The sequence below is a fragment of the Bacteroides sp. D2 genome, from assembly GCF_025147085.1.
Classification (GTDB): Bacteria; Bacteroidota; Bacteroidia; order Bacteroidales; family Bacteroidaceae; genus Bacteroides.
On the sequence record NZ_CP102261.1, the window covers coordinates 6,914,744 to 6,938,138 of the forward strand.

General features: G+C 40.7%; 19 protein-coding genes. 8 read left to right on the plus strand and 11 right to left on the minus strand.

Translation table 11 applies throughout. The annotated features are described in order from the left end of the window. Nucleotides 1-4: 4 nt before the first annotated feature. The 7 genes from NQ505_RS26060 to NQ505_RS26090 are packed head-to-tail and all read right to left on the minus strand — an operon-like array spanning nt 5 to nt 10,699. Nucleotides 5-1,186 carry an MFS transporter gene (locus NQ505_RS26060; protein ID WP_008998875.1) on the minus strand — a complete coding sequence of 394 codons (1,182 nt, stop codon included), beginning with the start codon at nt 1,184-1,186 and terminating at the stop codon, nt 5-7. Between the two features lie 5 nt (nt 1,187-1,191). Next, the gene (locus NQ505_RS26065; protein ID WP_008998876.1) at nt 1,192-2,295 is read right to left on the minus strand and encodes a DUF4185 domain-containing protein; all 1,104 of its coding nucleotides are present in this window, start codon (nt 2,293-2,295) and stop codon (nt 1,192-1,194) included. 16 nt (nt 2,296-2,311) lie between these two features. Further along, entirely contained in the window at nt 2,312-3,805 is a 1,494-nt protein-coding gene (locus tag NQ505_RS26070) for a RagB/SusD family nutrient uptake outer membrane protein (RefSeq protein WP_008998877.1), read from the minus strand. A gap of 13 nt (nt 3,806-3,818) precedes the next feature. Then, nucleotides 3,819-6,920: a SusC/RagA family TonB-linked outer membrane protein gene (locus NQ505_RS26075; protein ID WP_008998878.1), complete on the minus strand. Its 3,102-nt coding sequence runs from the start codon at nt 6,918-6,920 to the stop codon at nt 3,819-3,821. 24 nt (nt 6,921-6,944) lie between these two features. Then, on the minus strand, nt 6,945-7,817 hold the full coding sequence (locus NQ505_RS26080) for a hypothetical protein (RefSeq protein WP_008998879.1): 873 nt from the start codon (nt 7,815-7,817) through the stop codon (nt 6,945-6,947). Nucleotides 7,818-7,838: 21 nt separating this feature from the next. Next, nucleotides 7,839-8,939: an ROK family protein gene (locus tag NQ505_RS26085; protein ID WP_008998880.1), complete on the minus strand. Its 1,101-nt coding sequence runs from the start codon at nt 8,937-8,939 to the stop codon at nt 7,839-7,841. A 29-nt stretch (nt 8,940-8,968) separates the two neighbouring features. Beyond that, nucleotides 8,969-10,699, minus strand: a complete 1,731-nt coding sequence (locus tag NQ505_RS26090; RefSeq protein ID WP_008998881.1) for a class I mannose-6-phosphate isomerase — start codon at nt 10,697-10,699, stop codon at nt 8,969-8,971. 141 nt (nt 10,700-10,840) lie between these two features. Here NQ505_RS26090 and NQ505_RS26095 point away from each other — a divergent pair, with 141 nt between their 5' ends. Beyond that, nucleotides 10,841-11,569, plus strand: coding sequence for a GntR family transcriptional regulator (locus tag NQ505_RS26095; RefSeq protein ID WP_008998882.1), 729 nt, complete (start codon nt 10,841-10,843; stop codon nt 11,567-11,569). Nucleotides 11,570-11,688: 119 nt separating this feature from the next. On the opposite strand, the gene NQ505_RS26100 is transcribed toward NQ505_RS26095, so the two are convergent. Both NQ505_RS26100 and NQ505_RS26105 read right to left on the minus strand, forming a co-directional pair. After that, the gene (locus tag NQ505_RS26100; RefSeq protein WP_032853526.1) at nt 11,689-12,480 is read right to left on the minus strand and encodes a hypothetical protein; all 792 of its coding nucleotides are present in this window, start codon (nt 12,478-12,480) and stop codon (nt 11,689-11,691) included. A gap of 424 nt (nt 12,481-12,904) precedes the next feature. Beyond that, on the minus strand, nt 12,905-13,330 hold the full coding sequence (locus NQ505_RS26105; protein ID WP_008998884.1) for a DUF3836 domain-containing protein: 426 nt from the start codon (nt 13,328-13,330) through the stop codon (nt 12,905-12,907). A 437-nt stretch (nt 13,331-13,767) separates the two neighbouring features. Between NQ505_RS26105 and NQ505_RS26110 the strand changes: the two genes are divergently transcribed. Further along, nucleotides 13,768-14,721, plus strand: coding sequence for an LD-carboxypeptidase (locus NQ505_RS26110; protein ID WP_083852304.1), 954 nt, complete (start codon nt 13,768-13,770; stop codon nt 14,719-14,721). Nucleotides 14,722-14,871: 150 nt separating this feature from the next. After that, entirely contained in the window at nt 14,872-15,306 is a 435-nt protein-coding gene (locus NQ505_RS26115) for a DUF6078 family protein (protein ID WP_008998886.1), read from the plus strand. Nucleotides 15,307-15,477: 171 nt separating this feature from the next. On the opposite strand, the gene NQ505_RS26120 is transcribed toward NQ505_RS26115, so the two are convergent. Continuing rightward, a complete protein-coding gene (locus tag NQ505_RS26120) occupies nt 15,478-16,830 on the minus strand; it encodes an MATE family efflux transporter (protein WP_032853494.1) in 1,353 nt (450 codons plus the stop codon). A 105-nt stretch (nt 16,831-16,935) separates the two neighbouring features. Here NQ505_RS26120 and lysS point away from each other — a divergent pair, with 105 nt between their 5' ends. From lysS to NQ505_RS26135, 3 genes are read left to right on the plus strand one after another with little or no spacing between them, the layout of a single operon-like run. Beyond that, nucleotides 16,936-18,663, plus strand: coding sequence for a lysine--tRNA ligase (lysS, locus tag NQ505_RS26125; protein ID WP_008998888.1), 1,728 nt, complete (start codon nt 16,936-16,938; stop codon nt 18,661-18,663). A gap of 26 nt (nt 18,664-18,689) precedes the next feature. Next, nucleotides 18,690-19,685, plus strand: a complete 996-nt coding sequence (locus NQ505_RS26130; RefSeq protein ID WP_004299378.1) for an NAD(P)H-dependent glycerol-3-phosphate dehydrogenase — start codon at nt 18,690-18,692, stop codon at nt 19,683-19,685. Between the two features lie 18 nt (nt 19,686-19,703). Next, nucleotides 19,704-21,041 carry a glucose-6-phosphate isomerase gene (locus NQ505_RS26135; RefSeq protein WP_004299377.1) on the plus strand — a complete coding sequence of 446 codons (1,338 nt, stop codon included), beginning with the start codon at nt 19,704-19,706 and terminating at the stop codon, nt 21,039-21,041. A 99-nt stretch (nt 21,042-21,140) separates the two neighbouring features. On the opposite strand, the gene NQ505_RS26140 is transcribed toward NQ505_RS26135, so the two are convergent. Then, nucleotides 21,141-21,647, minus strand: coding sequence for a DUF5035 domain-containing protein (locus NQ505_RS26140; RefSeq protein WP_008998889.1), 507 nt, complete (start codon nt 21,645-21,647; stop codon nt 21,141-21,143). 190 nt (nt 21,648-21,837) lie between these two features. On the opposite strand from NQ505_RS26140, the gene NQ505_RS26145 reads away from it, so the two are divergent. Together NQ505_RS26145 and NQ505_RS26150 are read left to right on the plus strand one after the other, a co-directional pair. Beyond that, complete coding sequence (locus tag NQ505_RS26145; RefSeq protein WP_008998890.1) at nt 21,838-22,647, plus strand: hypothetical protein; 810 nt, start codon at nt 21,838-21,840, stop codon at nt 22,645-22,647. Between the two features lie 36 nt (nt 22,648-22,683). Beyond that, nucleotides 22,684-23,367, plus strand: a complete 684-nt coding sequence (locus NQ505_RS26150; protein WP_004312359.1) for an HAD family hydrolase — start codon at nt 22,684-22,686, stop codon at nt 23,365-23,367. Nucleotides 23,368-23,395: the final 28 nt, after the last annotated feature.

The following is a 23,395-nucleotide window of genomic DNA, read 5'->3' on the forward strand; positions in this document are numbered from 1 at the left end:
TTTATTATAAAGTTGTCTGCTCTCCACATTTCCGTTCTCTTACCGCAAAAGCACAATAGGTGAGATACAACACACAAAGTAAAATGACAATAACTCCAGCCGTAATTCCGGCGTTATCTATTGCAAACCCAATAACAGGAGTTACCACTCCCCCTCCGGCTACAGCCGTCAGCATTAACCCGGAAATCTGATTCATTTTTGTGGGACATTCTTGAAATGCCATCGAGTAAATAATAGAAAATACAGACGAAGCAAAAAAGCCAATTCCGCCAATACATAATAGACTAACAGCTGGATTCTGAACACCAATCAATAATACAAGCATCATGATACATGCCAGAATATTGACTTTGAAATAGCGAGCACCTGCAATGCGGGTCAGCAAGAAAGCACCGAGAAGAGCACCAACCGTTCTACTAAAGAAATATACTTGTGGAGCAAACTTCACTTGTTCCGCAGTCCAATCATACCGGATGCTCATTAATTTTGAACTGACATAATTTGTAGCGACATCCACACCTACAATAAAGAATATTCCAAAAAAAAGAATGAGTATGGTTCTATTTTTCAGCAGGTTGAAAGAATCAGAAACAGATACTTTACTCTCTTCCACCTGCTCTCTCCGAATGGGAGTAAACGTCAACCATAAAGCAAAGAATAATGTAATAGCACCTAAAATGGGGAAACAATAATACCATTTATCATCACCAAAATGCAGGGTGGCAAATAATACAATTTCAGGACCTACCAACGAAGAGACAGCCTTGATAACCTGTCCGGCCGTCAGACTGCTAGTCAATAGCCGAGGGCTGGAAATAACATTATTCAATAACGGATTTAAAGAGATCTGTAGTATGGCGTTCCCTATACCTAGCAAAACATACGCAATAATACATGTTACACTACTGTAGACCAACAATGGCAAAAACATCCCAACAACTGTCACCGCCATACTAGCGAGTACTGTATTTTTCCGTCCGTATTTACTCATTCTGTTACCAACAGGAATCCCTAAAAATAGAAACCAGATAAATACCATTGAAGGAACAAAACCTGTCATAGTTGGAGACCAATTAAAGCTCTTCTGCATATAGTCGGATGAAATACCGACTATATCACAGAATCCCATAACAAAAAAAGCGGCAAGCACGGGAATGGCTTTCAAATAAGAGTTATTCTTTACCATAACTATCACTTTAATATATGATCTACGGGTACCCAGAAGAAACGAGGCTGGTACAATGATGCCTTCTCAAATACCTTCTTCAAATCATAGGTATTAACGTTATAACACATCAATATTTTATCATTTTTCATGTATTGAGGATGTACCATTGTATTATAAGTCATCATACTGTCTTGTTCAAAATTAGGTTCATCGACCGTATAGAGCAATTTCTCATGACTAAATGCACCTTCAGGGCTGTCGGCAATATAGGAATAAATTTCTTTGGCATTTCCCGAACGATTTTGGGAAACCAACACAATTTTTTCATTTAGACTAAATACATTGAATTGCTCAGAGATATTTTTCTGAAGTCCTTCAAGTTTCGCTGTTTTAGTAGCATCCGCCTGCCAGCTAGCCCCATCCCAATACACAAAGTTCGCCAGCTTATTATCAACCAATTCAGCCTTCGCCACATGAACAACTGCCTTTGCTCCTGTCGAGTCCGACTTTGTTCCGTAAATGTAGATTGCATTTTGATAAGGCATCACTGCATGTCCATAGTGTACACCATTCTGATTGGCAGCAGGGATATTCATCTCATCAATGATCTTCATGGTTTTCACATCCAGACGAAAATAGTCACAACACATATATTCAAAACCAAAAGATCCCTCACCCACTTTCCTGAACTTGGACATGAACAAATGAAGAATACCATCTTTCACAAATCCATCTCCAGGCCAATACCAACGGGGTGAATCCCCATCCTGCTCTGCCGGTATATATGCAGAAGGATTCTTCAAATCACCACTATACAAGGTCTCCAGTTCTCCTTTCTCATTGATAATCGTAAAAGTGTTACCCATCACAAATTTAGAGTCTTTACTCCTTTTATCATCGACAACATCTCCAAAAAACGAGTCACCCCACATAAAAAGATTCCGTCCATCCTTCAAGTCTATTGATATAGCACCGTCACCTCCTGTCACTCCACCGCCAAGTCCAGGCATCAACCGTGTACACCACATTGAATCCAGTTCGACTTCCATCTGTGTTACAGATGACTTATTGTTGTTTTGGCAAGATACAAATAATGTACAGGCCAACAAATAGATAAACTTATTCATAATTCTATCTTTTTGGTTATTGTCCATAGCCTTCATTCTGCGTAATCATGTTTTGTGACAGGTCTATTTCTCTTTGAGGAATAGGAAATTTCACATGGTATTCTTTAGGAGTAGATTCCGGTTTGGCAGCCTTTATGATAGACACAAATTCTTGCGGTGTACACATCCTGGTCAAATCAAACCAACGATGTCCTTCCATCACAAATTCATGACGATACTCATTCAATACGGCCTTCTTAAATCCCTTATAGTCAGTAGGTACAGCCGTGGTCAGTCCGGCACGGTTCCTTACAGCATTAATTGCGATTACCGCCTCCTCATTAGCTCCTTGATTTATTTCATTCAAAGCTTCGGCTATAATCAAATACATCTCTGCTGTACGAATTGCCGGAAATATAGCCTCTGTATTATTCCCTTTAGGTTCGGCTTGACTATCCCAATACTTAAAAACATAGGGCTTATCGAAATCCTTAATGCTACCATCACTATAAGTAAAACTTCTCTTCAAAGTAACATCCAGGCGCTGGTCATTCTGCTGGTCAAAGCTATTCCATAAATCTTCGGTAGCATTTTCCCATCCTTGGGCATTGCTTACTCCGTCAAGGGCAGGCAATAAACGTACCAAAAACTGTGCACCTTTCCAACCTTCACTCAACGTTGCGCTAAAGTTTACTCCCCAGATTATTTCCGTATTAAAACGATTGGCCACTTTAAATAAATCACCGTAGTTTTCAAGCATAGGGAAATTCGGGATGACAGATTTAGCCTTGTCTACAGCAAGCTGGTAATGCTCCTGACTATGATGTTCTGCTGCATAAGTTAGATAAACCCTGGCTAACAAAGCTGATGCAGATGCAGGATAAGGTCTTCCTCCGCCAAAGCGTTCAGTGTACTTCAAATCGGTTTCAGCAGTCTTAAGATCCGAAAAGATCAATTCATAAATTGTTTCTTTGGAGGTCCGGCTAGTTGCATCTTCCTCTGCACTTTCAACATTATGTTCGCGTAAAGGAACATCACCAAACATCCGGATCAAATCAAAATACATCATTGCTCTAAAGAATTTTGCTTCGGCCACCAACTGATTTCTTAAAGTCACATCCATATCAATAGATGGAACTTTATCAATCACGACATTACAACATTTTATCGTTTGATAAAAATCTCTCCACAGCAATTCTACAGGCTGATTATATTGGTCTATTTGCATATTTTCCACCGATTGGTAGTCAATGCTGGTCTGATTAGTTTCCGAATTATCAGCAAACATATCCTGAAGAACCCAATAATCATTGTAGAAAGTACCACCATAGTTTTTATCCCATAACCCATTCGGAGCATATCCGATAATCAAATAATCATAAATAGCATTGGTGGCGGATATAGCATGCTGAGCTGTTTTATAATATCCTTCACTTGTAATATTCCCTTTAGGCACTTCGTCGAGGAAATCCGAACAAGCAGTGAACATGAATGCTCCACTCAATAAAATGCTTAATATGTATTTTTTCATAATCTATTCTTTTTTAAAAATTCATTCTTAAACCAAACTCATACGATTTAGACATCGGATAAGAACCATAATCAGCTCCCATTGAAAGATTGTCGTTAGAAAAACGACTTACCTCAGGATCATATCCGGAATAATTGGTGAACGTATAAATATTCTTTAATCCGGCAAAGATTGTAAGTCCCTCACAATAAAATTTCTGAAGGATGCTTTTGGGGAAAGTATAACTTAACGTGATATCTTTTATTCTGAGATATGAACCGTCTTCCACATAATGATCGGACAAAATAGTACCAGATGATTTAGTCGTGGCACGAGGATATTTATTAGTAGGATTCTCAGGAGTCCATCTTTCCAATGCTGCCACAGAATTATTTTTATGTCCGTCAAAACTTTCCAATGAAAACTTATTGAAGTTCACAATCTCATTACCTACCGCACCTTGCAAATAGACTGTCAGCCCAATGGATGAATGATCGCGCAGGTTATAAGTAAAGGTATTATTGAATCCGAAAGTAAAATCCGGATTAGCATTTCCCAACTCATATAAATCGTCCTCATTAATCACATTATCACCATTCTTATTGACATATTTACGATCACCATGTTTCAAGGTTTTTCCAGAGAAATATGGAATTTTAGACAAGTCTTCGCTCAATTGTGCTATTCCATCAGTTTTATATCCATAAATTGTACCGATAGGCTTACCCTCATTTATTTTAGTCCAATAGGTTACTCCCAAAATAGATGCCCCCGAAAGATTTTCCTGGCTTCCAGCTAAATCTGTAATTTCATTCTTATTGTAACCGAGAGTAAAATTCATATCCCAGCCGAATTTACCGGCAAAAGGTACTGCACCCAAAGCAAATTCAAAACCCTCATTACGCAGACTGCCAACATTCTTTACGGCTGTATCATAACCGGTATTAAACGACACAGGCATAGCAAGCAGCAAGTCGCGCGTATTTTTTCGGTAATAGTCCGCAGTTAAGGTAAGACGATTATTAAATAAACCCAAGTCAAAACCAAGATTCACCTGCGAAGTTGTTTCCCACTTCAAGTCTTGATTACTCAATGTATAAGGCACCACGCCGGTTGCCACTTCACTATTGCCAAAATACGCTTCTGTGTTATACATCAACCCTTGCGAACTATATGGAGGAATTCCTTCATTGCCCACAATACCATAACTTACTCTCAACTTCATATTTGAAATGGCTTGCGCCCGCTTCATGAAATTCTCTTCTGAAATTCTCCATGCACCCGAGATCGAAGGGAAAAAGCCATATTTATTGCCCTTACCAAATTTTGAAGATCCGTCAATACGACCGGTCAGACTCATTAAATAACGACCACCGTAATTATAATTCACACGAGCCAAATAAGATAACATCTGCCATTCGGAGATACCCGAACTTGCAGCTTGACGCAACGCTCCTGATTGTATTGAGTTGAATCCTAAAAATCCGTCTGTAAAATCAGCTGTTGAAACTGCCGAATTTTCCGAGACAAAAGCTTGCGCTGTCATACCGGCCAAAGCGCTAATCGTATGCTTCTCAAAAGTGTTTGTATAGTTGACGGTATTCTCCCATACCCAGTTGTAACCGTCACGATTTCCTATGCTGGCATAGCCGCCATTCGATTCTGCACGTTTAATCTCCCCGGGAGCAAAAGCCTGATCCTTTATATAGAAATAGTCAACACCGATACTAGTCTTAAAGGTTAGATTTTTAATTGGAACCCATTCTAAATAAGCATTAGCCAATGTCCGGAATGAAGTATTTCTATTTTTCGCTTCATAGGCATCTTGCACAGGATTACCCACATTATTAGTTGTAGTCAAATTGTTTTCATAAATGTAATCTCCGGATTCATTTCTCACGGGAAGAGCCGGATTCATTTCCAACGCCCAAGAAGTGATAGAAGAAGCAAATCCTCCTTCCGAGTTCGTTACTACACCATTTGAACGGCTATAACTCAGATTCACAGAAACGCCAGTCTTCAGCCATTTATTTATTTGCTGCCCCAGGTTAATACGGAAGCTTCCTTTTCCAAAATCTGAACCAATAATTATACCATCTTGCAACAGTAAATTACCGGAAACAAAATAAGTAGTTTTATCATTTCCACCTGATACTGAAATATCATAGTTCTGCATAGGTGCTGTACGGAATATCTCATCTTGCCAGTCCGTATTTAGTTTGGACAGATTATTCAACCCAGCAAAAACGGGATTTCTTTCTTCACCAGCATTGTCCGTTGCCTCATTTCCCAACTCGGCCAATTGGACCGCATTCAGCATATCCATTTTTTTAGTTACCTGCTGCAATGTGTATTTAGCTCCGATAGAGACTTTAGGCTTTCCATTCTTACCTTGTTTGGTAGTGACCAGCACCACACCATTCGCCCCACGGGCACCGTATATGGAAGTTGCAGAAGCATCTTTCAAAATTTCAATAGATTCAATATCATTGGGATTGATATTAGTCAAAGGATTAAGAGCCGGATTCTTTAAAGTCCCGGTGCTGAATGTATTTGCATCACTAATCACAGGAACACCATCAATCACATACAAAGGTTCATTGTTTCCATTAATAGAACTGGTACCTCTGATTCGAATAGAAGTTCCGGCACCTGGCTGACCCGAAGTGTTTAAAACAGCCACACCGGCTGCTCTTCCCTGAATACCCTGATCTAAAGAGGTTATCGAAGTGGAAGATAATTGTTCTGACTTAATAGTAGAAATTGACGAAGTCAGATCACTTTTCTTCTGCACACCATATCCTACCACTACCACATCAGCCAATACTTGCATATCATCTTCCAGCACTATGTGAAATTCTCTCTTTTGTGCGGTAACTTTAACGATCTTTGTTTGGTATCCTACAAAAGAAATCTCAAGTACTGATTTGTCGGGAACAGATAATGAAAATTCTCCATCCTTATTAGAAATGGTTCCATAAGTTGAACCTTGCTGTAAAATAGTAGCTCCGATAATGGGGTCACCCATTGCATCACGAACTGTACCCTTGACGTTCAAACTTTTATTCTGTGCACTAACACTTCCCAGAATAAACATCAACAACAATAAAGTTATGCTCCTAAATAAATTATTCATGTGTTTTTATGATTAGATTGTTTATTAATAAGATCCCGGATTACAAGACGCTACAATATAGTTATCCGGATTTTGTCCCCGATAAGGAGTAAAATCTTCAGTTTTGGATACTGGCGTATAAACTTCCAACACTCTTTCATTTGAAGAATAGCCATCCCCCAGCCCTGAAAGGTCTTGATAACTTTCCAATATCATTTTACGATCCGACAACTGCAATACATTATAATGAGTTATCAAGGCTTCGGCCGGCGAAAACACATTATAGTGAATAGTAGATAAAGTCTTTACAGTAGCTCCGTCCATGGTAACCTGCCATGCACAATAGGAATTTAACGTTTCCAAAGCAGCACTTGAGAATATGTATCCCCAATCGACCTGCCAAGTCAAGTCCGAATTAAACCGATGTATATCATCTTTCAAATCAGGAGTAGCTGTATCTTCCCCTTTAATAGTTTGCGATGCCAATACCCAGTCATATTTTAACAATAATGGAATCTGTGCCAGCTCCACTGTTAAAACCAGATCTCCGGCATCCACCACTTTGTTGTTCTCATCCATTCCATAAAAGGAGTACACTAATATTCCATTTTCATCACCGGCGATAATCTCCTCAGTGAATGTATATGGAAAGTTCAACTCACTCACATTCAGTTCCTTTAAATAAGAACTGACTTCTTTTCCTTCGATACTTTTCTTAACCACAATTTTAGAAATCAAATCAGGATCAGACAGTGACAGTTCTACAGAAACATGATCCCCAATCTTAATTTTCCCCTCCAAAATACTTAAGGTCAGTAACCCTGTCTGTTGCTTATCATCACTCTTACACGAAATAATTAATGATGATATCATTCCTAATACAATAGAAATGAAAATGATTTTTTTTAGTGTTTTCATACGATATTTAGTTTACGAATATTACGTTAAATCTATTTTTTGCAGCGCATAGGCATAAGCACCTCGCATAATAGAGCGGCTAGCACCTTCTCTACTGCACAGCACCAAGGTCTGTTTTAATTGATGGTAGGTAGTAGTCAAATGAGTACCTGGAATGACAACCTGACTATCAGATAAACTCAAGAAACGAGCTCTTTCCGATTCATCTTCTCCATTATATACTTGCATAGAAACGCATGGAAACTTATTTCCCGAAAAAGTAGTCAGTTGTGCCCTAAGTTCTGTTATCAAAGCTGGTAATATATATTTTGAGGCTCCTGCGACTCCTCCACCTATAACCACCAAACCATCCACAACATTCAGTACCGAAGCAATAGCAGCACCTGCCATCATACCAAGTTCATTAAAACTTGCGATTGCTGCATGACGGTTACCTTCCTTTATACCTTCAGCAATGTCATAAATATCTTTTGGACTTAATGAGGCAGAGCTTTGTCCGGACAAGTCGCTGTACACTCTTCTCACAGCACGTATACTAACACTTTCTTCAGCAAGCATATCCGGATATTTCTTATTTCTCATAAGCCAGATGTCCCCTCCACAACCATTATCTCCGGTCAACAAGACTTTATTTATAACAACTCCTGCGCCGAATCCGGTTCCCAATGTTATACCAATCAAATTTTTATATTCCCTGCTGCAACCAGCTAAAGATAATTCCCTGTTTATCATAGGCAATGCGCCCGATAAGGCTTCACCGTAAGCAAACAGATTTCCATCATTTTCTATAAAAACCGGAATTCCGTATTTATGCTTCAAAAAAGGACCTAATGCAACACCTCCTCTGAATGAAGGAAAATTGGGCAAATCTCCTATGATTCCATTCTCATAATCAGCAGGACCCGGAAAAGCAAAACTGATTGCAACTGGGGGAACTGGTATAGCAGCTATTACTCTATCAAATCCCTTCACCAACACTTCCAGGCATTCGTCTAAATTATCAGAAACTGCCGGAAGCCCTATTGGACTTATCATTTCATTATTCCCTTGAATGGCAGAAAATACAAAATTTGTTCCTCCTGCATCCAGAGTCAAAACTACCCGTTTATCATATTCATACATATACTATTTTAGGTTTAAAAGTTCAACTACTAAAATCTGACATATGCCTTGATAGTGACACATTCCTTATCGCGACACTTTCCATAAGGTTTGATTGTATATTCGCCAACAGAAGCAGGAATGATAAATGTTTCCGCATAATGCACCACGAAAGGTTCAAAGGCGTGAGTAGGACTCTCAACGACGGCTTCTTCTCCCTCCAGCAGATTCAGCACATTTACACTGTCGTTTGTGTGATGCAGCACCGGTGACGAGAAACGGTGACGGCGGGTTTCGATAAATTCATTCGGATGCAATCCGGTACGTTCCTCAATCCACCCATCTCCGGAAGCCACTTCTTTAAACTGGTTGCGAAGATGTTCATTTACATATTCCGTATCCCGGTTCCAGTTGATTACGCATTTACCACGTTCCACATTGATTGGACGTGGTTTTCCGTCCAGTCCCAGACGTTGCCAGTCCCATAGTTTGAAAGTAAAGAGGTTCGGAGTCGAACTTATTTCAAGCACCATGCTATTCGCACCGGAACAATGAATCGTTCCTCCCGGAATCAGGAAGTGATCGTGTTTCTTTGTCGGAATCTTGTTGACATACTTTTCTGCGTCGAACACCAATTCACCTTTTTGTGCCTTACGCAAATCGTCGATCATCGCTTCTTTATCAACACCCGTTTTCACTCCCAGATAGACTACGGCATCTTCTTCCGCGTCTACCATGTAGTAGCTTTCATCCTGTGTATAGTACATACCGAAACTATCACGGATAAATTGAGTGGTAGGATGTACCTGCAAACTCAAATTACCTCCACCTATCGTATCCAAAAAATCGAAACGGATGGGGAAGTCTTTTCCAAAGCGTGCTTCCACCGGTTCGCCAAGCAACTCTTTACTTTTCAGCAAAACCAAATCGACCGAAGGAAGTTCGAAGCGCACTCCGTTCACCTCAAAATAGAGGCTGTTTTCTTCGGGCACACAGTCAAAGCACCAACCAAAATTTTCGCGTTCACGATCCAAATCGCAAACTTCTTTCATCCATTGACCACCCCAGGGAGCCGGATCGAAGAAAGGAACTACTCGGAACGGCGTGTTCACCGTTGCCTCTACCCCTTTAAAGAAAGTATCCTTATCAATCATCTTCGGTGTTCCGGCCACATGGGTGTCAATCCAGAATTCTACCCTGTCAAACAATCTTTCCTTATACCTATCACATACTCTCCAATCATTGAAATAGCCTCTCTTGTATTGCAAAGAAACGGCATCTTTCCGATTGTCTATCCCTAAAGCTTTTACCTCATGCCGACGGAAACGTTGTTGAATTTCCCAACGTGCCATATCCGCATATACAATCATCGCATCCTGCGGAGCCACCATGGCAGCTCCCGTACCTATTATTACAATAGTATCCTCCGCTTCACTAATTTGCTTTTGCGCAGCAGCCAATTTACCCGCATCAAAATAATCTTCCAGCTTCAAATTGGTCACATAGCCAAACAACACATCTTCCGTCATGAAGCGTTCCGTCAAAGTTTGGATCTCTTGTTCCGGTTTCATCAAATCACGTACATTCATCACCTTTCCGGAGAATTCTTTTGAAAAAGCATCCAGCACTTCTTCTTCATATACTCCAGTATATAAATCCACTGCCAGCACTTTTCTTGCATCCATTTGCTTTTTTAACACAGAAATGATAGCATCCCAACCCTGAACAAGCATCCCCGTCAACTTCGTAGAAGGAAATTTATCATAATTAGCTTTTCTCATATTATAGTTGTTTTTAATTTTATATGTTCATACATACTTTAGATTGTGCAAATATATAGATTTTATTTTTATTCCAAACAAAACTTGGATTATTTTTTGATAAATCTTATATTTGCTGAAAATAAACCAATCAGGATAGATATGAAAATAGACCATAGCAGTGATAAACCTCTTCATATTCAGGCAGAAGAGATACTTAGAAGACTCATAGAATCTGAAGAGTACAAAAACGGGAAGCTATTTCCCAATGAAGTCGAATTGTCTGAACAATTACACATTTCAAGGAACACATTAAGACAAGCTATCAACAAACTCGTATTTGAGGGACTTCTGGTACGAAAGAAAGGATACGGAACGAAGGTGGTAAAGAAAGGTATCGTAGGCGGAGTAAAGAACTGGCTTAGTTTCTCGCAGGAAATGAAGATGTTAGGTATCGAAATTCGTAATTTCGAACTACATATCAGTTTGAAACGTCCGACTGAAGAAATCGGCACATTCTTTAATTTAGGTTCTAACCCTGATGCCCGCTGCGTAGTAATGGAGCGCGTCAGAGGAAAAAAGGAATACCCGTTTGTCTACTTTATCTCTTATTTCAACCCGAACATTCCATTGACTGGAGAAGAAGACTACACACGCCCATTATATGAAATGCTGGAAACTCAATATAACATAGTGGTAAAAACCAGCAAGGAGGAGATTTCAGCAAGACTTGCAGGGGAATTTATCGCAGAAAAACTGGAAATAAAATCCAGCGATCCTATATTAATAAGGAAAAGATTTGTTTATGATGTGAACGGAGTGCCGATTGAATACAACATCGGATACTACCGGGCAGACAGTTTTACTTATACAATAGAGGCGGAAAGATAAAGAGTATGTTCATACATACACGATATAAAAAGACTATTTTAAAGGCCGAAATTCTTATCTTCCTTTAAAATAGTCTTTTTACATTCCATTTCTTTGCATTATGCTTTATCCATCATTTATCATCTCTTCTCAAACCGACCAACAGAGTGTCCGGCAAGAATCCGGTCCAAACTTTCATCCACAACACCTATCATCTGAAGCTTGGACAATAAATGATAATAGGAGATTTTTCCCACTCCTTCTATTCTCAACATACTTTTCCATCCTCTTCCCGACACTATCTCCAACAAATCTTTCACCGTTCGAACATCTTGATTATACAAGACATTAGCCAACCGAGTATCAGCTACTTTACAAACGGGTAATTGAAGTATCCACTCCTCCTGCTCAATATTTATATTCTTATTATTATCTGCCAAAGATAAAAAACGAGCATTGATAGCACGTTTTCGATAGGTAGCCAATATATCTTTCTTCAGTTTTAATCCTTTAAGTATAGAGTTATAAATTTGCAATGTCTTTTCATAGGTAATTCGATGCCTACCAGCCACTTTCTCTACTGATTCTCCTGTAGAAATAGAATAGAAAACATTGCGGGCAATAGGGTGAAGAATCAATGCTGCCAGTTCACGAATGATTATTTGATATAGAGGTTTACAAGTCTTCTGTGTTCTCAACACATATAGTAGATCATCGTATCTGGAAATGATAAAGTCACGTTCCAATTTCTTTTCTTCTACGATTTTAGAAAGGTAATCTGCTTCTAAACCAAGTCTTTTGTGAGCTTCCAGATAAGCATCCAAACTCTCATCATCCAAAAACAACTGATCGTTGATTCGGGAACTCGTAATGTATCCAAGATTTGCCCAATTCTTTAAAATAGCTTCTTGAATGTCGTGTCTTTCGGACATCTGTTTTGTTGTGAGCCAATTTGCCATAAAAAAACGGAACTAGATTAATAATATTAACTAGTTCCGTACCTTTTATTATAAAAGAGTACGGAGCTGTCACAATCCCGCAAACAGGAGGTAGTAGCGGCTACCTTACTTACACGGGCAGACAGCCCGTACTCTATGAGAAGTCATAGAAGTACAGGCGTCTCCCGGCGTAAGTAAAAAAAATCCGCTACGATTTCCTGTTCACCGAGGAAACGCACAATCGCACACCACAAAGGTATGCTACGTTCCAATGACAAAGGTACAAATACTTTTCGGAAAACAACAAAAGAGAGCCGCAAATGTTTAGTGAAAATCAAAGACAGAATATTGTGTTAAAAAAAGCCGGTTATTGAAACAGTGTCAATAACCGGCTTTCACTATTACCTATTATCCTGTTTTATTTTGTGCTTGCCAGCAACAGAGTTGCATTGTTGTCATTCAGCGCATAAACCGCCTTTTCTACATTACTGTTATACGTCTTACTTCTATCATTCCAACGGGCATAGTCCACAGTCACTTCATTGGCACTGTATTCCACATTCATTTTGAAGTAAGGAGTCCAAACTTCCTTTACACTATCCCACTTGGCGGCTTCTTTGCTTATCACACGATTTTCGTTATCGTAAGTATAAGTATAGCGAAGGTGGCGATACAAGTGACCGTCTTCATTACGATAAATATTCTTAGCGGTTATTACTTCACCAGTCATTTCATTATTGGTTACAAATTCTGTAGGGTTCATTGCACTTGCAGAGAAGTTCATTACACTTGCCATTACTACTGCTACCATCACAACTGCTTTTGAGAATAAATTTGTTTTCATAATCGTTATTTTTTTATTGTTATTATTCTTCTTCGTTTATAGTGGTTGCTGTTTCACAACCGCTTTCGCTTATATATAGTCAATCGGCGTGCCAAAACAATAAATATCTGATAATCAACGGATATTCAAATTTACACGATGTTCATTATCGGACAACTGTCCGCACAGAAACGGACAATAACAGCCCGATTGTTACTTTTTCTATGTATAAATCAGTCCAACGACCATTGATTTGAGTCATTTTAAAGTTTATGCAATCCAGTTTTAATGAGGAAACATATCCGGCATCATTTTTTTCGTGTATTTTTGCAGAAGAATCACTCAAGTAACAAAACAACATGAAGATAATCAAGAATCAATTCACCATCATTCTATTACTCTTTTGCGGGATACTCGTTTCCTGCAAAACGACACAAACGGCATCCAACCGATCTTTGATGCTGGAAGAAAGATGTAAGCAGAAAAACACCTCCAATTCAAACTTTCAATTCCCTCCTTTTCTGCAAGCAGGAGATAAAGTAGCTATCGTATCGCCATCCGGCAAGATAGACACACAGTTTGTAGAAGGTGCAAAGCAACGATTAGAATCATGGGGGCTGAAAGTCATTACCGGAAAACACGTCTGCGATTCGTCCGGACTATATGCAGGAACAATCAAACATCGTTTAAAAGATTTGCAAAGAGCAATGGATCATCTGGAAGTAAAAGCTATCTTTTGCAGCCGAGGAGGATATGGAGCCGTTCACTTGATAGACAAGCTCGATTTTACAGCTTTCCGTAAACATCCGAAATGGCTGATCGGATACAGTGATGTGACGACATTACATAATCTTTTCCAGAAAAATGGATACGCTTCGCTACATTCACCGATGGCATATCATCTTACAATGGAGTCTGAAGACGATCCCTGTATTATGTATTTAAAGGATATTCTATCGGGAAATCCTCCTACTTATACTTGCGAAAAACACGAATTGAACAAACAAGGTCACGCACAAGGCGTTTTGCGGGGCGGAAACATGTCGGTTATCTGCGGTTTACGTGGCACTCCGTATGATATTGCGGCAGAGGGCACAGTATTATTCATCGAAGATGTCAACGAAGAGCCTCAAGCTATCGAACGGATGATGTATAATTTGAAACTGGGTGGAGTGCTGGAAAAATTATCAGGACTAATCATCGGACAATTCACCAAATATGAAGAAGATGGTTCGCTAGGCAAAGATTTATATGCTGCGCTGGCCGATCTGGTGAAAGAGTATAATTATCCGGTCTGTTTCAATTTTCCGGTAGGACACGTGACTCATAACCTGCCGCTCATCAATGGAGCGAGAGTGGAATTTACCGTCGGGGAAAAGGAGGTGGAATTAAAGTTCAATTTGAATAGATGACAAACAGCACCTATCATATATGAAAACAGCAATTATCATTTACTTTATGATAGGTTGATAAAAAAAGACGGTATCATGACGTATGTAGAACAAAACAAGTACCTTTGTATTTCATTCTACAAACAAAAACCATAAACACAATAAAAAACTATGGACGAAAAGATTAATTACGACGATATTCCTAAAGCATTCCTGTATTGTAGCTACAAGCAATGCCCTCGTCACAATAAATGCCTCCGATATCAGGCTATGCTCTGTATTCCAGCCCAAGTGCCCTACTACTCCACCGTCAATCCATGCCATATAGCCGGAAATGAAAAGAATTGCCATTACTTCAAACCATATCAGACCTCACACTTTGCTTCCGGAATAGATCATCTGCTGGACAATATTCCGCATTCTTTAGCCATCACGATACGCAAAGAGCTATATTCTTTAATGGGACGTAACATGTATTACCGCATCCGCAATCAAGAACGGTTGCTACATCCCGACGAACAAGAGCAAATTGCTGCAATCTTCTTGAAGCATGGTATCAAGCCGAAACCTGAATTCGATAAATACATTGATAAATACGATTGGTAAATTGCCTATCGGAGAACCATAAAGCGGCATTCCAGACCATTCAGACAAAGAAGTATTCTCACCGTAGTGAGAAAAAATTCTCATACCTATGAGAAATTATTCTCATGCCTATGAGAATGTTTTCTCATAAGCATGAAAATGTTTGAGAAAAAGCATCAACCAGTTTACTGCTTAGGCAACAGCTTTCTTAAACTGTCGGAACTGCCACCACAACATTCCTCCGGATATAAGACTAGCCGCCAAATCTGCCACAGGCATACTAGCCCAAACGCCCATTTGTCCATAATAGTGAGGTAGAATCAACAGGCAGGGAACCAGAAATAACATCTGCCGCGTCAGCGACAAGAAAATGGCTTTACTTGCCATTCCGATACTCTGGAAGAAGTTGGAAGCTACCATCTGAAACCCAACAATCGGGTAGAAAAATACCACAATACGAAAACCTTTAGAAGCAATGCTGATTAATTCTTCGTCCGAAGTAAAGATGGAAGATACGATTTCCGGAATGAACATACCTATCAGGAAACCAATCGTCGTCACTACAGTAGCACAGCAAATAGTTGCTTTCAGTACTTTCGTCACACGAGGATAGAGCTTCGCACCAAAATTATATCCCGCAATAGGTTGCATTCCCTGGTTCAATCCCAACACAATCATAATAAAGACAAAGACGATGCGATTAACAATACCGAATGCACCGATTGCCAAATCACCTCCATATTCCTTCAATCCCTGATTAATCAGAATCACAATAAAGCAAGAAGCCATATTCATCAGGAAGGGAGACATACCGATAGCCAATGAATCCAGCACGATTTTCCGTTTCAAACGGAAAATACCCTTTTTCAACCGTATCAGTTCATCTTTGCGACAGAACAAATGAAGCTGCCAGACCAATGCGATCAACTGTGCACAAACCGTAGCCGTAGCTGCCCCACGGATTCCCCAGTCGAATACAAAAATAAACAATGGAGCAAGCAATACATTGATTATCACTGTCGTTATTGTTGCCATCATCGCTTTCTGCGGATGGCCCGAAGCACGGAGCACTGCATTCAGCCCCAGATATAAATGGGTAACCACATTTCCGAGCAAGATAACCTGCATAAATTCACGGGCATATTTCACCGTTTCATCGCTTCCCCCGAAAAAGTAAAGTATCGGATCGAGAAAAGGAAGAACGATTACCGTAAAAGAGATACCTATAATAAGATTTAATACAAACACATTTCCCAAAACCCGCTGTGCGGTATCATAATCTTTCTGTCCCAGCTTCACCGAAATCAATGTAGCCGCACCGACACCGACCAGCGAGCCGAAAGCCGCGGCAAGATTCATTAGCGGGAAAGTCAGTGCCAACCCGGAAATAGCCATCGCACCCACCCCGTGACCGATGAAAATACTATCTACCATATTATAAAGAGAAGACGCCGTCATGGCGATAATTGCCGGAATGGCATACTGCATTAAAAGCTTCCCAATCTTTTCCGTACCCAACGCAGTGGGTGTCTTTTGTCCTGTCATACCTATTAGTTTGAGGCGGCAAAGATACAAAAAAGAGGTGGATTACAGGATATATGAGAAAAGTTTCGTATTTTTGCCTCCAAAATTGAGTTAATACGTAACGAAATGAATATATTAGAACTAAGTGAACAGGAAATCATTCGACGCAACAGCCTGAATGAGCTTCGTGCAATGGGTATTGATCCGTACCCTGCAGCAGAGTATGTAACCAATGCTTTCTCTACAGATATTAAAGCTGAATTTAAAGACGACGAGGAGCCACGCCAAGTTTCCGTAGCCGGCCGTATCATGAGCCGCCGCGTGATGGGTAAAGCATCTTTCGTTGAATTGCAAGACTCTAAAGGTCGCATCCAGGTGTACATCACCCGCGATGATATCTGCCCGGGAGAAGACAAGGAACTGTACAACTCTGTATTCAAACGCCTGCTCGACTTAGGTGACTTTATCGGTATCGAAGGTTTCGTGTTCCGCACACAAATGGGTGAAATCAGTATCCATGCTAAGAAACTGACTGTACTTGCAAAGTCTATCAAACCGTTGCCTATCGTTAAATACAAAGACGGGGTAGCTTATGACTCTTTTGAAGATCCCGAACTCCGTTATCGCCAACGCTATGTAGACCTGGTAGTGAACGACGGTATCAAAGAAACATTCCTGAAACGTGCCACTGTTGTGAAAACATTGCGCAATGCTTTGGACGAAGCCGGTTACACGGAAGTGGAAACTCCCATCCTGCAATCTATTGCCGGTGGAGCAAGCGCACGACCGTTCATCACTCACCATAACTCACTGGACATGGATCTTTACCTGCGTATCGCAACAGAACTTTATCTGAAGCGACTGATCGTAGGTGGTTTTGAAGGTGTATATGAAATAGGTAAGAACTTCCGTAACGAGGGTATGGACAAAACCCATAACCCGGAGTTCACTTGTATGGAACTCTACGTACAATATAAGGATTACAACTGGATGATGAATTTCACCGAAAAGTTGTTGGAACGTATTTGTATCGCAGTAAACGGTAGCACAGAAACAGTGGTTGACGGAAAAACCATCAACTTCAAAGCTCCTTACCGCCGTCTGCCTATCCTAGACGCTATCAAAGAAAAGACAGGATATGACCTGAACGGCAAGAACGAAGAGGAAATCCGCCAAGTCTGCAAAGAACTGAAGATGGAAGAAATCGACGAGACGATGGGTAAAGGCAAGCTGATTGATGAAATCTTCGGAGAATTCTGCGAAGGTACATATATCCAGCCGACTTTCATCACCGATTATCCGGTTGAAATGTCTCCGCTGACCAAGATGCACCGCTCTAAACCGGGACTGACCGAACGTTTCGAACTGATGGTGAACGGTAAAGAGCTGGCTAATGCCTACTCGGAATTGAACGACCCACTGGATCAGGAAGAACGTTTCAAAGAGCAGATGCGTTTGGCCGACAAGGGAGACGACGAAGCGATGATTATCGATCAGGACTTCCTGCGCGCTTTACAATACGGTATGCCTCCTACATCGGGTATCGGTATCGGTATCGACCGTCTGGTGATGTTAATGACCGGACAGACTACCATTCAGGAAGTATTGTTCTTCCCGCAAATGCGCCCGGAAAAAGTAGTGAAAAAAGACGCTGCTGCCAAATACATGGAATTGGGAATTGCAGAAGACTGGGTTCCGGTGATTCAAAAAGCCGGTTACAACACAGTTGCCGACATGAAAGATGTCAATCCGCAGAAGCTGCACCAGGACATCTGCGGCATTAACAAGAAATATAAATTAGAACTGACCAATCCGTCGGTAAACGACGTAACTGAGTGGATACAGAAAATTTAATAAGTTCTTCATCCAAATCCATACAAATGAAATTACCCGGCAAGATAGCGATAATGGGCGGAGGAAGTTGGGCTACAGCCATCGCAAAGATGTGTCTGGCCCAAGAGGACTCTATCAATTGGTACATGCGGCGAGACGACCGCATTGCCGATTTTAAACGATTAGGGCACAATCCGGCTTATCTGACAGGAGTGAAATTTGATACGAGACGCATCACTTTCAGTTCCAACATCAACGATGTTGTGAAAGAATCGGATACGCTGATCTTCGTCACTCCCTCTCCTTATCTGAAGGCGCATCTGAAAAAGTTGAAAACCAAGATAAAAGATAAGTTTATCATCACCGCTATCAAAGGAATCGTACCCGATGACAACGTTATTGTATCGGAATACTTCACAAAAGAATATGGTGTGCCACCAGAAAACATAGCAGTCCTTGCAGGTCCCTGCCACGCAGAAGAAGTAGCTTTGGAGCGACTCTCCTACCTGACTATCGCCTGCCCTGATAAAGACAAGGCACGTATCTTCGCACGCCGTCTGGGAAGCAGCTTTATCAAAACATCTGTCAGTGATGACGTGGCGGGTATCGAATACAGTTCGGTACTCAAAAACGTGTATGCCATTGCTGCCGGTATCTGTAGCGGGCTGAAATATGGCGACAACTTCCAGGCTGTATTGATCTCTAACGCCATTCAGGAGATGAATCGTTTCCTGAACACGGTGCATCCGTTGAACAGAAACGTGGATGAATCTGTTTATCTGGGGGATTTATTGGTGACTGGCTACTCCAACTTTAGTCGTAACCGTACTTTCGGAACGATGATAGGTAAAGGGTATTCCGTGAAGAGTGCGCAAATTGAAATGGAAATGATTGCAGAGGGTTACTATGGTACGAAATGTATCAAAGAAATCAATAAACATCATCATGTCAATATGCCGATACTGGACGCTGTGTACAACATCCTGTACGAACGTATCTCACCAATGATCGAGATTAAATTGCTGACTGACTCTTTTAGATAATCTTTAAACAAGAACGATATGATTAGTTTAAACATTGAAAAGACATTTGGATTTATCTCCAAAGAAAAGGTTTTTGCTTACGAAGCTGAAGTAAAAGCCGCACAGGAAATGCTTGAAAAAGGTACAGGCAAAGGTAATGACTTTTTAGGATGGTTGCATTTGCCTTCTTCTATCACTAAAGAACACTTGGCCGACCTGAACGCTACAGCAAAAGTATTAAGAGATAACTGTGAAGTAGTAATCGTTGCCGGTATCGGTGGCAGTTATCTGGGTGCCCGTGCCGTAATCGAAGCTTTGTCTAACAGCTTCACTTGGCTGCAGGAAAAGAAAACGGCTCCTGTCATGATCTATGCAGGACACAATATCAGCGAAGATTATCTGTACGAACTGACTGAATATCTGAAAGATAAGAAATTCGGTGTCATCAATATTTCTAAATCAGGAACTACTACCGAAACTGCTCTTGCTTTCCGTTTGCTGAAAAAGCAATGTGAAGATCAGCGCGGTAAAGAAACTGCAAAGAAAGTAATCGTTGCTGTGACGGACGCTAAAAAAGGTGCTGCCCGTGTTACAGCTGACAAAGAAGGATATAAAACATTTATCATCCCTGACAACGTAGGCGGACGTTTCTCTGTACTGACTCCGGTTGGTTTGCTGCCTATCGCAGTAGCCGGATTTGATATTGACAAACTGGTTGCCGGTGCTGCCGATATGGAAAAAGTATGCGGATCGGACGTTGCATTTGCTGAAAACCCGGCTGCTATTTATGCTGCTACCCGCAATGAGTTGTACAGAAATGGCAAGAAGATCGAAATCCTCGTTAACTTCTGCCCGAAACTGCACTATGTAAGCGAATGGTGGAAACAGCTTTACGGAGAATCGGAAGGAAAAGATAATAAGGGTATCTTCCCCGCATCGGTAGATTTCTCTACAGACCTTCATTCTATGGGTCAATGGATTCAGGAAGGTGAACGTTCTATCTTCGAAACTGTGATTTCAGTAGAGAAAGTGAACCACAAACTGGAAGTTCCTTCTGACGAAGCAAATCTGGACGGCTTGAATTTCTTAGCCGGCAAGCGTGTGGACGAAGTGAACAAGATGGCCGAACTGGGAACACAGCTGGCTCACGTAGACGGTGGCGTACCTAATATGCGCATCGTACTTCCTGAATTGAGCGAATACAACATTGGTGGTCTGCTCTATTTCTTCGAAAAGGCTTGTGGTATCAGCGGTTATTTGCTGGGCGTGAACCCATTCAACCAACCGGGTGTGGAAGCATACAAAAAGAATATGTTTGCCTTGCTGGACAAACCAGGTTATGAAGAGGAATCCAAAGCGATCCGTGCAAAACTATAAATCAAGAACGTTTTATAAACGGTAAACTATAAACAATGAACGGTGAACAACTATGCTATATGCATGGATTTGTTCACCGTTCATTATTCATTATTACTCTTATTTATCATCTTCGGCTTTCGTCTTCAAGCCGATTTCTTCCTGTGCTCCTTCACATTCGGCTTTGGAAGAAAGATAGAACTCTAATTTTACATCACCGTTCTTATCTACTTGTTTAATGGTCGCAATAACCATAATTCTGGCCTTTGACACACCATCCTTAAAACGAAGCTGTCCTTTCTCCACATCTGTCAGATTTCCCTCTGTAGATACTTCTGTTTGCTCATAAAAGAGTTTAGTATCCACTTCATCGTCATTCTGAAGTTTAAAGGTTTTCAGTTCTGCCCCATTTCCATCCAAAAGCAGAAAGGCTTTCACTTCATCTCCCACTTTCAAGGCCGGCAATTCCTCCCTCTGATTCGCATAGTCTTTTTCACCGGAACTGGTATTTTCACCATCCGATTCGATCTTTGCATAAAGCTTTTCTATCTTGATAACAGGACTTTCCCCACTATTAGAGCAGGCGCCTAAAAACAATGGTAGCAACAATAATACTCTCTTTTTCATGCTATCGTCGAGTTTATAACGTTACAAAAATACACATATTCTTCTAAACAGCAAATAATTATGTAGTTAATCGCTTGGGAGCGTCATTTGCAACTATCTTCCCTTTCTAACTTATCTCTCATTTTTTATCGTTATCTTTGCCTCGTATACAGTTGTAGATGAAGCGAATCAAACTTAAAAAACAAATAGAATGGCAGGAAATTTATTAAAGAAGTCCAGTGGACTCATGTTACTGTGTAGCGTATCATTGCTAATGATAGTCATGACCGGTTGTCAGGAAGCCAAACTCAAAACTGTAATCGGGATAGCCAACAAACAGTGTCCGCTGGACATGGGAGAAGTCGGCAAGATTACCAGCATCATCTACGACGGAGATAACGTAGTGTACACTCTCAACATGAACGAGGAAATTACCAATATTAAGATTTTGAAAGATAATCCGGAAAGCATGAAATCATCTATCAAAATGATGTTTCAAAATCCGGCTGCTGATGTAAAGGAAATGTTGAAGCTGATGGCTAAGTGTAATTCCGGATTACACATGATATTTGTAGGGAATAAGTCGGGCGAGCAAGCGGTTTGCGAACTTACTGCCGAAGAATTGAAAGAGGTTATCAATACAAATGCCGACCCGGCACAAAGCGAACAGACAAAGCTTGAAGCGCAACTGAAAATGGCGAATCTGCAATTTCCAATGCAGGCCAGTGAAGAAGTCGTTGTCGAAAAGATCGAAAGCATAGGTGAATCGGTTGTTTATATATGCAGTGTGGACGAGGAGTTGTGTCCTATCAGCCAGATTGAAGAAAACGCAGCCGAAGTGAAAGAGAGTATCGTGTCAACGCTGGCAAGTCAGACCGATCCTGCCACCCAGATATTCATAAAAACCTGCGTGGAGAACAATAAAAATATTACCTACAGATATATCGGCAAGGATTCCGGGAAACAATATGATGTGATTATCCCCCGGTCCGATCTAAAGAAAATGATTATAGAAAAATAAAATAGTATCTTAAAAAGATTCCGCAACGTACAAAGTATGAAAAAGAAACTGAAAGCCGTCCTGTTTGACATGGACGGCGTACTTTTTGACTCTATGCCTTATCATTCGGAAGCCTGGCATAAAGTAATGAAATCTCATGGGCTCACTCTTAGTCGCGAAGAAGCATATATGCATGAAGGACGGACAGGAGCCTCTACAATCAATATTGTTTTTCAACGTGAATTGGGTAGAGAAGCCACACAGGAGGAAATAGAAAGTATCTATCAGGAGAAAAGTGTTTTGTTCAATTCATATCCTGAAGCAAAGCCTATGCCCGGTGCATGGGAGTTGCTGCAAAAAGTGAAGAAGGACGGTCTGATTCCGATGGTGGTCACCGGTTCCGGTCAGTTATCCCTGCTCGAACGGTTGGAACACCACTATCCGGGAATGTTTCATAAAGAACTGATGGTTACAGCGTTCGATGTAAAATATGGCAAACCCAATCCTGAGCCGTATTTGATGGCTTTGAAAAAAGGAGGGATCAAAGCGGATGAAGCGGTTGTAGTAGAAAACGCTCCGTTAGGAGTGGAAGCCGGACACAACGCGGGTATTTTCACCATAGCAGTCAATACGGGTCCTTTGAACGGGCAAGTGTTGCTGGATGCCGGGGCTGATTTATTATTTCCATCCATGCAGGCACTTAATGACACCTGGGACATGATGACTGAAAATGACATCTAAAAGCTGAAAAGAATATTTATTCTTCAAA